Consider the following 12,675-nt stretch of genomic DNA (forward strand, 5'->3'; position numbering starts at 1 on the left):
CCTGGTCGGCCGTCGTCACCCGCCCGTCGGTGCGCACCAGCTTCCCCACCGGCGTGCTCCGCGAGCCCTGCGCGGGCACCTGGGGCGGTTGGACCTCCAGCCGGATCCCGGCCCCGGTCCGCTCGACCTCCTTCAACGGCACCGGCACCCAGTCGGTGGCGGCGGCCGTGCCCGGCACCTGCACGGGACCGCACCACAACCGGGTGTCGACCTCGAACGCCGGTCCCGTCCGGGCGAACCAGCAGCTCACCGCGTCGGTGCCGGTCCGGGCCACGTACCCGAACGACAACGTGTAGCTCAGCTCGGCCTCGGCCCGCGCCTGCAAGCCGGGCGCGTCCAACACCGCGCTTCCGCCCATGGTCAACCCGACCTGCTCGGCGCTGAACGCGGGTGTCGCGCACCCACCGGCCACCAACGCGAGCACGAGCACGAGCCACCGCATGTTGCCCCCCAGTAGTCCCCTCTACTGGTTACATGCGATGGCGGGACTGTGGGGTTGCCAGATATTCATGTGACGGGTGTCACATGGATGGGATCATGCTCCCAAGGCGGCCCGGTACACGGCCACGGTCTGCTCGGCCACCGTCGTCCACGAGAACTCCTCCACCGCCCGCTCCCGCCCCGCCGCGCCGAACGCCGCCGCCCGCTCCGGAGAGCCCAGCACCTCGTTCACCGCGTCGGCCAACCCGACCCGGTACGCCTCGATGTCCTTCTCGTCGTAGTGCACGAGCAGCCCGGTCCGCCCGTGGTCCACGACCTCCGGGATGCCGCCGACGTCGGACGCCACCACGGCCGTCCCGCACGCCATCGCCTCCAGGTTCACGATCCCCAGCGGCTCGTACACCGACGGGCACACGAACACCGTCGAACGGCTCAGGATCTGCCGCACCTCGGCCGGCTGGAGCATCTCCCGGATCCAGAACACCCCCGGCCGCGCCGCCGCCAGCTCCGCCACCGCGAGCCGCGTCTCCTCCGCGATCTCCGGTGTGTCCGGCGCGCCCGCGCACAGCACGATCTGCGCGTCCGACGAGATCCGGTGCGCGGCGGCGACCAGGTGCCCGACGCCCTTCTGCCTGGTGATCCGCCCCACGAACGTCACGAGCGGCCGGTCCGGGTCGATCCCGTGCCGGACCAGCGCGTCGGTCTCGGAAACCGGGTGGTAAGCCGTCGTGTCGATCCCGTTGCGCACCACGTGCACCCGCGCCGGGTCCAACGCCGGGTAGCAGTCCAGCACGTCGGTCCGCATGCCCTGGCTGACCGCGATCACCGCGTCCGCCGCCTCGTACGCGGTCCGCTCCACCCACGACGAGATCCGGTAGCCGCCACCCAGCTGCTCGGCCTTCCACGGACGGCGCGGCTCCAACGAGTGCGCGGTCACCACGTGCGGGATGCCGTGCAGCAGTTTGGCCAGGTGACCGGCCATGTTGGCGTACCAGGTGTGCGAGTGCGCGAGCTGCGCCCCGCCCAGCGCGGCGGCCATCTCCAGGTCCACCGAGAGGGTCGCCAACGCGGCGTTCGCCTGCTCCAGCCCGTGCGCCGGGTTGTGCGCCTTGGCGTCCGCGCGCGGCCCGCCGAAGGCGTGCACGTCCACGTCGACCAGTTCGCGCAGTCTCGGCACCAGGAAACCGACGTGCACCCCCGCCCCGCCGTAGACCTCCGGCGGGTACTCCCGTGTCAGCAGTCCAATTCGCACGCCGCTCACCGTAACCCCGGCGCGGGGGCAGCCGGGTGAACCGGGCGAGTCCGTCTTACTTCGCCGTTGGTGGGCCGGTGCTCACCCGGTTAGTGTCGCTGCTGTGAAAGGGCAACCGCATGTTCTAGGAATTGTCCTCGCCGGTGGCGAAGGCAAACGGTTGTGGCCGTTGACCGCCGACCGGGCAAAGCCGGCGGTGCCCTTCGGCGGTAACTACCGGTTGGTGGACTTCGTGCTGTCCAACCTGGTGAACGCGGGTTTCGTGAAGCTCTGCGTGCTCACCCAGTACAAATCCCATTCCCTGGACCGGCACATCTCGACCACGTGGCGGCTGTCCAACGTGCTCGGCCAGTACGTCACGCCGGTGCCGGCGCAGCAGCGGCTCGGGCCGCGCTGGTACACCGGCAGCGCGGACGCGATCTTCCAGTCGCTGAACCTCGTCAACGACGAGCGGCCGGAGCACGTGATCGTCTTCGGCGCGGACCACGTCTACCGGATGGACCCGGGCCAGATGGTGGACCAGCACGTCCGGACCGGCGCGGGCGTCACCGTCGCGGGCATCCGGGTGCCGCGCGCCGAGGCCAAGGCGTTCGGGTGCATCGACTCCGACGAGTCCGGGCTGATCACCCGGTTCCTGGAGAAGCCGTCGGACCCGCCGCACGTGCCGGGCGACCCGGAGGTCACGTTCGCGTCGATGGGCAACTACGTGTTCACCACGGAGGCGCTGCTGGAGTCGTTGCGGGCGGACGCGGCCAATCCCGACTCGGACCACGACATGGGCGGCGACATCATCCCGATGCTCGTCGGCCAGGGGCGCGCGCACGTCTACGACTTCGCCGACAACGACGTGCCGGGCGAGACCGACCGGGACCGCGGGTACTGGCGCGACGTGGGGACGATCGACGCGTACTACGAGGCGCACATGGACCTCGTGTCGGTGCGGCCGGTGTTCAACCTCTACAACCAGGCGTGGCCGATCCGGACGGCGACGCCGCCGTTGCCGCCGGCGAAGTTCATCGCGGGCGGTAGCGCGGAGGACTCGATGGTGGGGCCGGGGTCGATCATCTCCGGCACGATCCACGGGTCGGTGATCAGTTCGGACGTGGTGGTGGAGTCCGGGTCGGTGGTGCAGGGGAGCGTGCTGCTGCCGGGGGTGCGGATCGGGCGCGGGGCGGTGGTGCGGCGGGCGATCCTGGACAAGAACGTGGTGGTGCCCGACGGTGCGCTGATCGGGGTGGACCCGACGACGGACCGGCAGCGCTACACCGTGTCGTCCGGTGGCGTGACCGTGCTCGGGAAGGGCGTCACGGCGGACTGAGGTGGGCGACTGGGCCGGGGCGACTGGGCAAGGGCCGACCGAGCCCACGACCGACCGAGCCCACGACCGACCGACCAGGACGTAGACATGGACGAACAACTCGGCAACCCGCGGCATGGCACCCGGCTTTCGCGGCGATGATCAGGCGTCGACAACTTGATCTATCTGCCACGAAGGCCTCCCCACGTCAAGATCAGCGCATAGCGCGCTTCAGCCGCTCGAGAGGAACCCCCGGACGAGGTCGGCGAACTGGTCGGGGGCGTCGTGGTGCACGACATGGCCAGTGGGCAACTCGGCCAAGCGCGCACAGCCTGCGCGGCGGGCGATCATCTGCTGGGCGTGCCCGGCGGACAGTTCGTCGCTGCGGGCCCCGCGGACCAGCAGGGTCGGGCAGGCCACCGCCGCCCAGTCATCCCAGTGGTCGCCATTGAGCGCTTTCTGGGACCGCACGGTGTGGTCGATGTCGAAGGAGAACCCCCAGCCGTCGCGCCGGCGGCGGAACGAGCCCGCCAGGTATGGGGCGGCCGGACCGGTGGCCGCCGCCAGGGCCTCGCGCGTGGGGGCGCGGCGTGGCAGCCGCAGGGTGAACCCCCAGTCACAGTCCACCACCGCGCCGATGTCCTCGACGATCAAGGCCGTGACCTGGCCGGGATGCCGGGCGGCGTACTGGTAGGCGTTGACCCCGCCCAGCGAATGGCCCAGCACCGCCGCCGGGCCAACGCCCACATGGCGATGGAACGCCGCGACATCGGCGACATAGCCGTCGCGCCCGTAAGCCGGGGCGCGGTCGGACTCACCATGCCCACGCTGGTCCAACGCGAGCACCCGCCACCGCGGGCCCAACGCCTCGGCCAGCGGCGCGAACACGGACGCCTCGTTGTAATGCCCATGCAAGGCCAACAGTGGAGCGCCCCGCCCTCCGTAGTCCAGAAACGACAACCGCCGCCCTTCGGCTGTGAAGAATCCACGCACGACCCGCACCCTAAAACACCACACCGACATCCCAGTCCGCACGCCAGTCCGCACGCTGCCCATGCCAACATCAACCCGCATAACGCGCCTGAGGCCTCGCCCGTTGAGTTGTCCACAACCAGCTGGGTCATCCACAACCGAGCTCTGATCGCGCGCAATCGCCGGCCACAGCCGGCAAGATCAAAGCAGGGGTCCCCTTGGCGCGAGGACCCCTGCGAAGCTGTTGCCGGGTTGCCGGGTTGCCGGGTTGCCGGGTTGCCGGGTTGCCGGGTTGCCGGGTTGCCGGGTTGCCGGGTTGCCGGGTTGGCCGGTTGTCGGGTCGCCGAGCCGTCCACGTCGAGCGCGTCAGAACCCGTGTCCGGGTCCGGGCGTGTCGACCGACCACTACGGCCAAACCAGACCGGTCACGCCGGCAGGCGAGCCCTCAGCCGACCTTCAGCCGACCTTCGCCGCCACGAGCAGGCCGTCGCCCAAAGGCAGGATCACGGGCACCAGCCGGTCGTCGTCCCGCACCGCCCGCGCCACCTCCCGCATCGCCACCGTGTCCGGATCCCGGTGCGCCGGATCGACCACCCGCCCGTGCCACAGCACGTTGTCGAACGCGAGCACCCCACCCGGACGCAGCAGCCGCACGCCCTCCTCCAGGTACCTCGGGTACTCGGACTTGGCCGCGTCCACGAACACCAGGTCGTACGCGCCGTCGGTCAACCGGGGCAGCACCTCCAGCGCCCGGCCCATGATCAGACGGGTGCGGGACACCGCGATCCCCGCCTCCGCGAACGCCAGCCGCGCCGCCCGCTGGTGCTCCGGCTCCACGTCGATCGACGTCAGCACCCCGGCCGCCGGCATGCCGCTGAGCAGGTACAACGCGCCGACCCCGGCACCGGTGCCGATCTCGACCACGGCCTTGGCCTGCAACGCCGCGGCGAGGAACCGCAACGCCGCCCCGCCGCCGGACCCGATCGGCACGCACCCCAACTCGACGCCACGAGCCCTGGCGGCCGTGACCACGGCGTCCTCGGGCAGGTAGCGCTCCACGTACTCGCGCGTCGGCGCATCCACAGCACGAAGGCTAACGCCGCCGGCGGCAATTCGGGTGAATCTTGCGGCCGATCGGGATTCTCAGGCTGCTCTCAGCCGACTCTCACGATGGTTATAAGAGGACCCGTCAGGCTGGGCACATCGCAAGACCAGCAGGACCAACGGGGAACACGCCGGCCCGGCCGCGCGTTGAACCGTGCAGCAGGGCAGCCAGCCCAGTGGAGGTGCTTAACCGCCCGATGCCAAAGCAGCCGACCGCCGCACTGACCGCGCCCATCGACGACGTGGAGTGGATCCCGCCCTCGTGGGACGAAGTGGTGCGCGAACACGCAGACCGGGTGTACCGGCTGGCCTACCGCCTCACCGGCAACCAGCACGACGCCGAAGACCTCACCCAGGAGACGTTCATCCGGGTGTTCCGCTCTCTCGCGTCGTACAAGCCCGGCACGTTCGAGGGCTGGCTGCACCGCATCACCACGAACCTCTTCCTCGACATGGCCCGCCGCCGCTCCCGCGTGCGCATGGAGGCCCTGCCGGACGAGACCGACCGCATCCCGGGCGACGACCCGACCCCGGAGGAGATCTACGCCGACACGCACCTCGACCCGGAACTGCAGGCCGCGCTCGACGAGCTGCCGCCCGAGTTCCGCGCCGCCGTGGTGCTGTGTGACGTGGAAGGTCTCTCCTATGAGGAGATCGGCGCCACTCTCGGCGTCAAACTCGGTACCGTGAGGAGCAGGATCCACCGGGGCCGCCAGGCCCTGCGGGTCGCACTCGAACGCCGTCGGGGTCTCGTCCAGGAGGACTCTGCATGACCGACCTGCGAGGTTGGCAACTGCCCGAGCAGCACCTGCTGCCCGACGCGGTCGTCGCCTTCGTCGACGGCGAGCTGTCCGCCTCGGCGCACTCCAGGGCGTCCGCGCACTTGGCGCGCTGCCCGTTCTGCGCCGCCGAGGCGTACTCCCAGCAGCAGGCCCGTTCCGCGGTGCGCGCCGCCGACGCGCCGTGCGCCCCCGCCGGGCTCCTGGCCAGGCTGGGCGCGATCCCGCAGGAAGTGGAGCTGCCCAGCGCGCCGGACGGCCTCGCGGTCACGGAGGACGGCCAGCTCGTCACCGTGCAGCGGCCCGACCGGGTCGCGTTCGGCGGCGGTCCCGTGTTGGGCCAGAGCCGCCCTTTCGGGACAGGCGGCGCAAGCCGCTTCGGAGGTAGGCGGGCCCGCCACGGTGCGGGTGTCGTCGTCTCCGGCCTCATGCTCGGCGCCCTCGTGCTCGTCGCACCCGGCAGCGAGGACACCTCGCCGCCGCCCGCTCAGGGCAACACCCCGGAGCCCACGCCGGCCGTCGCGCCGTCGCTGGCGGGCACCAGCCACCAGCAGATGGGCGTGCTGCGCCCCGTGGTGGACCCCGGCCTCGGCCGCTGACCCCCAGCAGCCTGACCGAGCAGGCTGACCCCAGCAGGCCCACGCGAGCAGGCTGACCCTGAGCAGGTTGACCCCAGCCGGCCCGCCCCAGCAGGTTGACCCCAGCCGGCCCGCCCCAGCAGGTTGACCCCAGCCGGCCCGCCCGAACCTGCCACCCACCCGAGCCGAACCGGCCGATGAGGCCCACTGACGGCAACTTCACCGGTAACCGGGCACGATTGACCCCGGACGACCATGGTGTGACGACGTGCGGGGAGCGATGAGCGAGCCAGAGCAGGGCAACGGGATCCCCCGGTCGGGCATTGACGACGGGGCGAACCGCAGGCTCGCACCCCGCCCGCTCAACCGCCCGCCGGTCGACTCCGGCCAGGCGGCCGTGTTCGGCAGGCCGCAGGGCGTTCCGGGCGCGTTCTCCGCCGACCGGCCGAGCCTCAACGGCAACGGCGCCGTCCAGTTCGCGCCACCGCCGCCGGAAGCGCTGTCCACGGCGTTCGGCCGGCCCCAAGGCGACCCGGACACCCGCTTGCAGCGCCCGCCCGTCGACCTGAACGGCGAGCCCGAGGTCGAGCCCGTCTTCTGGGAGGGCAAGCCGGCGGGTGACGCCTGGCGCGACCCGGCCGCGTCGGCCGTCATCGGCCCGCCCGCGGTCACCGAGCAGCCCGACACCGAGACCAAGCCCGAGTCGCCGGCCGGTCCGCAGCTCAGCATCCCCGAACTCCTGTTCGGTCGACGCGTGAAGCCGATGGCCCTGGTCCTGCTGATGGTGGCCGCACTCCTGATCGGCACGGGCGGCGGTGTGGTCGGGTGGCTGCTCGGCCGCGTCGGCAACCCGCTCACCGACGGCGGCGTCACGCTCGCCGAGGTCAAGCCCGGCAAGGAACGCCCGGTCGGCTCGGTCGCCGACATCGCCCAACGCGTCACGCCCAGCGTCGTGTCGATCGAGTTCAAGGGCGCCAACGTGGCCGGCGTCGGCTCCGGCGTGGTGATCGACGGCGAAGGCTACGTGCTGACCAACGACCACGTGGTCGCACCGGCCGTGCAGGACACGTCCGCGAAGCTGACCGTCGTCTTCACGGACGGCAAGAGGGCCGTGGCGCAGGTCGTCGGCCGCGACTCCAAGACCGACCTCGCGGTGATCAAGGTCGAGGTGGACAACCCGACCGTGCTCCAGTTCGGCGACTCGGACGCGTTGGCCGTCGGCGACACCGTGCTGGCCATCGGCTCGCCGCTGTCCCTGTCGAACACCGTGACGGAGGGCATCGTCAGCGCCCTGCACCGCCCTGTGACGGCGGCCGGTGACAACGGCGGCCCGCAGATCACCTACGACGCGATCCAGACCGACGCGGCCATCAACCCCGGCAACTCGGGCGGCGCGCTGGTCGACTCGTCCGGCGCGCTGGTGGGCATCAACTCGTCGATCCGGACCGAGACCGGCGGCTCGGTCGGCCTCGGCTTCGCCATCTCCGGCAACTACGCGCGCAAGGTGTCGCAGGCCCTCATCCGCGACGGCGAGGTCAAGCACGCCGACATGAACATCAACGTGCGGTCGGCGTCGGCGGAGACGGCGGAAGGCGCGCAGGTGCAGAACGTCCCCGAAGGCGGCGCCGCCGACGCGGCCGGCATCGAGGAGGGCGACGTGATCACCCGCGTCGGCGACCGGATGGTGCGCAACGCCGCGGAGTTGACCGTCGCGGTAAGGAACCATGAAATCGGCGAGACGGTGCCGGTCGTGCTGGCCAGGCAGGGCCGAGAGCTGACCGTGCAGGTCACACTGCGGTCCGACTGACGGCTACGCTGGCAGCCAGGGCCAGGGCGCGGAAGGTGGGGCACGCGGGTGTTCGACAGCATCGGTTGGGTTGAAATCCTGCTCATCATCGTCGCGGGCCTGTTCATCCTCGGCCCGGAACGACTGCCGGCGGCGGCCGGCTGGGTCGGCAAGACGATCCGCCAGGTCCGCGACTACGCGACCGGCGCGCGCGAGCAGTTGAAGCAGGAGATGGGACCGGAGTTCGAGCAGCTGCGCAAGCCGCTGGAAGACCTGCGGGAACTGCGGAACTTCGACCCGAAGCGCGCCATCACCAAGCACCTGTGGGACGACGACCCGGCCGACAAGCCGAACGGCCACCCGGTCACGCCCCAGCCGGCCGTGGACCGCGAACGTCCCCTGGCCCAGGGCGAGCGCCCGCCGTTCGACCCCGACGCCACCTGACCCCGACGCCACCTGATCCCGACGCCACATGGCCCGGACGCCACCTGACCGGACGCCACCTGACGCGGTCCGCGCGGGACGAGCACTCCTGTTGACGCAACCCACCGGTTTCTATAATATGGCAACTGACCGGTTGCTACTTGGTGGAGGCTTGACATGGGTTTTCCTGACCGCATCGAACGGACCGTGGACATCACCCGCCCCCCGCGCGACGTCTGGGCGGCGCTGACCACGGCCGAGGGCCTGGGCACCTGGTTGGGCAACCGCACGGCGACGATCGACCTCCGTCCGGGCGGGTTGGCCAACGTCGAGTGGACCGACGGCAACTCGGCCACGCTCAGGGTCGAACGGGTCGAGGAGCCGACGTCGTTCGCCTTCACCTGGAGCATCCACGGCATGCCCGAGGACGACCTCCGCCGCACCTACGTCGAGTTCACCCTCGAACCGGTCGGCACGGGCACCCGGCTGAAGGTCGTCGAGTCCGGTTTCGCCCAGCTGCCCGAGGACCGCCACGGCAAGTCGTTCGAGGCACACAGCGCCGGGTGGACGCACGAGCTGGGTGAACTCGTCGACTACGTCGATGCCGCCTGACGACACCGAGGCGGTCGCCGAACGGGTCTTCACCGCCCTGGCGGACCCGACCCGGCGCTCGATCCTGTCCACCCTCGCCGCCGCGGGCCCGGCCACGGCCACGGACCTGGCCGCCCGCCTGCCGATCAGCCGGCAGGCGATCGCCAAACACCTGGCGCTGCTGTCCGACGCCGGCCTGGTCACGGCCGAACAGGGCGAGCGGCGCCGGGTGCGCTACCGGGTGCGCTCCGCGCCCATGCGCGTCGCGCAGCAGTTCCTCGCATTGCTGGCCCGCGACTGGGACAGCACACTCGATGCGCTGAAGGACCACCTCGAACGGAACTCCGCCGTGCCCATGGCGGATCAACCCGAATAGAACCGAGGACCTCATGTCTGATCAAGCACCCACGACGATGAAGACGCCCCCGATCGTCACGCCGCAGGAGTGGGAGGAGGCGCGCGAACGGTTGCTGGTGAAGGAGAAGGAGCTCACCCGCGCCCGTGACGCGATGGCCGCGCAGCGCCGGCGGATGCCGTGGATGGAGGTGGAGAAGCAGTACGAGTTCGACGGACCAGAGGGCAAGGTGAGCCTGCTCGACCTCTTCGAGGGCCGTCGTCAGCTGATCGTCTACCGCGCGTTCCTGGAGCCTGGCGTGTTCGGCTGGCCCGAACACGCGTGCCGCGGCTGTTCCATGGTGGCCGACCAGGTCGCCCACGTCTCCCACCTGCACGCCCGGAACACCAGCCTCGCCTTCGCCTCACGCGCGCCGCAGCCGGACATCCAGCGGGTGAAGGCGCGGATGGGCTGGACGATGCCCTGGTACACGATCACCAGCGACTTCGACGTCGACTTCGGCGTGGACGAGTGGCACGGCACGAACGCCTTCATCCGCGACGGCGACCGCGTGTTCCGCACCTACTTCATCAACGCCCGCGGCGACGAGGTGATGGGTGGCACCTGGAGCTACCTCGACATCACCGCGCTCGGGCGGCAGGAGGAGTGGGAGGACTCGCCCGAGGGCTACCCGCAGGAGCCGCCGTACCAGTGGTGGAACTGGAACGACGAGTACGGCGACGCCGAGGTCCCCGCGGAGTGGCTGGCCAAGGTCGAGCTGCCGGGAGCCAGGAGCGGTGGCCGGGTCGCATCCAAGCCGGCCGACACCAATACCGCCGACACCGGGTCGGCCGACACCTCACAGGCCGACTCCAAGCCCGCCGACACCGGACAGGCCGGCTGCGGTTGTTCGCAATGATCTACATCGACCGGGTGGCATTCGGGCGGCGTTCACATTGTCCGACCGACTCCGGTGATGAGTGCCTGCGGCCGAAGCGGCGGTTCGGCGTCATCTGATCGTGGTGGGCAGGACAGCACGATCAACCAGACGGGCCGTGGCCGGCCAGATCGCGGGCGGGCACCCGGTGGAGAAGGCCTACACCAGCGAAGACCCGGAAGCCGCCGGCAACGCGCTGGTCGGCCGGTTCTGATCGTTCACTCCCGCGCCGTCACGCGCGGTTCCGCATTCCGTAATTCTCGTATCGCGCCCGAACGCATTCGGTCGCGCGATGCCTGCGTGCGCCGAACCTGATCGTTGTCCGCACCCTCGACGACGATCGTGGTCCGGTAGGAGATTGTTCCGCCAATTCGCCCGGCGCGGGAAATGCGCCGGGCGAATTGGCGCGTTGTCAGCGCCCGGCCGGGGTGACGTTCAGCAGCCGCCCGGCGAGCCCGCGTGAACGGGTCGACAGCTTGCCCGCCACGGCCGTCAGCACCTGGCCGGCGGGCGAGTCGGGGTGCGCCAGCACGATCGGCGTGCCCGAGTCGCCCTGCTCCCGCACCCGCGGGTCGAGCGGCACCTGGCCCAGCAGCGGCACGTCCGCGCCGACGGCCTGGGTGAGCGAGTCGGCCACGGCCTGCCCGCCACCGGCGCCGAACACGTCCATCCGCGTCCCGTCCGGCAGCTCCAGCCACGACATGTTCTCGATGACGCCGGCCACCCGCTGCCGCGTCTGCAACGCGATCGCGCCGGCCCGCTCGGCCACCTCGGCCGCGGCCTGCTGCGGCGTCGTCACGACCAGGATCTCCGCGTTCGGCACGAGCTGCGCCACCGAGATGGCGATGTCGCCGGTGCCCGGCGGCAGGTCGAGCAGCAGCACGTCCAGGTCGCCCCAGAACACGTCCGCCAGGAACTGCTGCAACGCCCGGTGCAGCATCGGGCCGCGCCACACGACCGGCGCGTTGCCCGGCGTGAACATGCCGATCGAGATCAGCTTCACGCCGTGCGCCTGCGGCGGCATGATCATCTTCTCGACCTGGGTGGGCTTGGCGTCCGTGCCCAGCATCCGCGGGATCGAGTGGCCGTAGATGTCGGCGTCCACCACGCCGACGGACAGCCCGCGCGCGGCCATCGCGACGGCCAGGTTCACCGTCACCGACGACTTGCCGACACCGCCCTTGCCCGACGCCACGCAGTACACGCGCGTCAACGACCCGGGCTGGGCGAACGGGATCACCGGTTCTTCGACGCCGCCGCGCAGCGACTTGCGCAGCTCGGTGCGCTGCGCGTCGCTCATCACGTCGAGCTCGACGCGGACGCCGGTCACGCCTTCGAGCGCGGTCACGGCGGCGGTCACGTCGGCGGTGATCTTGTCGCGCAGCGGGCAGCCGGAGACGGTCAGGAACACCGCCACGTCCACTACCCCGTCGTCACCGACCACGACGCCCTTGACCATGCCGAGGTCGGTGATGGGGCGCCGGATCTCCGGGTCCTGCACACCGGCCAACGCCTTCTGCACGTCGTCAACGGAGGGAAGAGTCACTGGAACGCCTTTGGAAGATGTGGTGGGGACCGCCATGCTACGGCGGGCCGTGCCCCTCCAAGCTACCGGTCGGTCACCTCGGATACGGGGGCAGCGCGAAGTCGGTCGCGTGCTTTCCGTAACATCGGTATCCGTGCCGGAAACCGGATCTGCCCGGTTGCCCACCCGTACCGAGCTGGGGGTGTGGCGATCCTTTCTCCGGGCGCACGCGAGGCTCACTCGGATTCTGGAAGCCGAACTGATCGCCGAGCAACGCCTGTCGCTCGCGGCCTACGACGTCCTGGTCCAGCTCGCCGAGGCGCCGCTGTACCGACTGCGCATGACCGAGCTGGCGGACGCCGTGCTCCTGTCCCGCTCCGGCGTGACCAGACTGGTGGACCGCCTCGAACGCGCGGGCCTGGTGCTGCGGGAACGCGCCGACGGCGACGGGCGCGGCGTGGTGGCGGTGCTCACCCAGCAGGGGCTGGACCGGCTGCGCACCGCGTCCGGCACGCACCTCACGGGTGTGGTGCGCCACTTCGCCGAGGTTTTCGACCACAGCGAGCTGGAGGCGTTCGGCCGGACGTGCGACCGGCTCGGCACGGCTGAGCCCTGACCCGAGCCCGACCGCCACTCGGACTCGGACTCCGACTCAG

General features: G+C 71.0%; 12 protein-coding genes and 1 pseudogene. 9 read left to right on the forward strand and 4 right to left on the reverse strand.

Going from position 1 to position 12,675, the window contains the following annotated elements:
* Window positions 1-535: 535 nt before the first annotated feature.
* Window positions 536-1,693, reverse strand: coding sequence for a glycogen synthase (gene glgA, locus F4560_RS37100; RefSeq protein WP_184927736.1), 1,158 nt, complete (start codon window positions 1,691-1,693; stop codon window positions 536-538).
* A gap of 103 nt (window positions 1,694-1,796) precedes the next feature.
* On the opposite strand from glgA, the gene glgC reads away from it, so the two are divergent.
* Window positions 1,797-3,011: a glucose-1-phosphate adenylyltransferase gene (gene glgC / locus F4560_RS37105; protein WP_184927737.1), complete on the forward strand. Its 1,215-nt coding sequence runs from the start codon at window positions 1,797-1,799 to the stop codon at window positions 3,009-3,011.
* A 210-nt stretch (window positions 3,012-3,221) separates the two neighbouring features.
* Here glgC and F4560_RS37110 read toward each other — a convergent pair whose 3' ends face one another.
* A complete protein-coding gene (locus F4560_RS37110; protein ID WP_376775384.1) occupies window positions 3,222-4,064 on the reverse strand; it encodes an alpha/beta fold hydrolase in 843 nt (280 codons plus the stop codon).
* A 354-nt stretch (window positions 4,065-4,418) separates the two neighbouring features.
* The gene (locus F4560_RS37115) at window positions 4,419-5,045 is read right to left on the reverse strand and encodes an O-methyltransferase (protein WP_184927738.1); all 627 of its coding nucleotides are present in this window, start codon (window positions 5,043-5,045) and stop codon (window positions 4,419-4,421) included.
* 218 nt (window positions 5,046-5,263) lie between these two features.
* On the opposite strand from F4560_RS37115, the gene sigE reads away from it, so the two are divergent.
* The 7 genes and pseudogenes from sigE to F4560_RS37150 all read left to right on the forward strand — a co-directional run.
* On the forward strand, window positions 5,264-5,839 hold the full coding sequence (gene sigE / locus F4560_RS37120; RefSeq protein ID WP_184927739.1) for an RNA polymerase sigma factor SigE: 576 nt from the start codon (window positions 5,264-5,266) through the stop codon (window positions 5,837-5,839).
* Window positions 5,836-6,444, forward strand: a complete 609-nt coding sequence (locus F4560_RS37125; RefSeq protein ID WP_184927740.1) for an anti-sigma factor — start codon at window positions 5,836-5,838, stop codon at window positions 6,442-6,444. Before sigE ends, F4560_RS37125 begins: the two co-directional genes overlap by 4 nt.
* 259 nt (window positions 6,445-6,703) lie before the next feature.
* On the forward strand, window positions 6,704-8,230 hold the full coding sequence (locus tag F4560_RS37130; protein WP_184927741.1) for a S1C family serine protease: 1,527 nt from the start codon (window positions 6,704-6,706) through the stop codon (window positions 8,228-8,230).
* A 48-nt stretch (window positions 8,231-8,278) separates the two neighbouring features.
* Window positions 8,279-8,653, forward strand: coding sequence for a Sec-independent protein translocase protein TatB (gene tatB / locus F4560_RS37135; RefSeq protein ID WP_184927742.1), 375 nt, complete (start codon window positions 8,279-8,281; stop codon window positions 8,651-8,653).
* 156 nt (window positions 8,654-8,809) lie between these two features.
* The gene (locus tag F4560_RS37140; protein ID WP_184927743.1) at window positions 8,810-9,244 is read left to right on the forward strand and encodes an SRPBCC domain-containing protein; all 435 of its coding nucleotides are present in this window, start codon (window positions 8,810-8,812) and stop codon (window positions 9,242-9,244) included.
* A complete protein-coding gene (locus F4560_RS37145) occupies window positions 9,234-9,599 on the forward strand; it encodes an ArsR/SmtB family transcription factor (protein ID WP_184927744.1) in 366 nt (121 codons plus the stop codon). Before F4560_RS37140 ends, F4560_RS37145 begins: the two co-directional genes overlap by 11 nt.
* A gap of 37 nt (window positions 9,600-9,636) precedes the next feature.
* Window positions 9,637-10,293, forward strand: a pseudogene (locus tag F4560_RS37150) (DUF899 domain-containing protein); the annotation flags it as partial.
* Window positions 10,294-10,906: 613 nt separating this feature from the next.
* Here F4560_RS37150 and F4560_RS37155 read toward each other — a convergent pair.
* Complete coding sequence (locus F4560_RS37155; protein ID WP_184927745.1) at window positions 10,907-12,076, reverse strand: Mrp/NBP35 family ATP-binding protein; 1,170 nt, start codon at window positions 12,074-12,076, stop codon at window positions 10,907-10,909.
* A 97-nt stretch (window positions 12,077-12,173) separates the two neighbouring features.
* Here F4560_RS37155 and F4560_RS37160 point away from each other — a divergent pair, with 97 nt between their 5' ends.
* Window positions 12,174-12,635 (forward strand): MarR family winged helix-turn-helix transcriptional regulator, encoded by a 462-nt coding sequence (locus F4560_RS37160; protein WP_184927746.1) that lies wholly within the window; start codon window positions 12,174-12,176, stop codon window positions 12,633-12,635.
* The last annotated feature ends 40 nt before the right edge of the window (window positions 12,636-12,675 follow it).

The sequence above is a fragment of the Saccharothrix ecbatanensis genome (assembly GCF_014205015.1).
Classification (GTDB): Bacteria; Actinomycetota; Actinomycetes; order Mycobacteriales; family Pseudonocardiaceae; genus Actinosynnema; species Actinosynnema ecbatanense.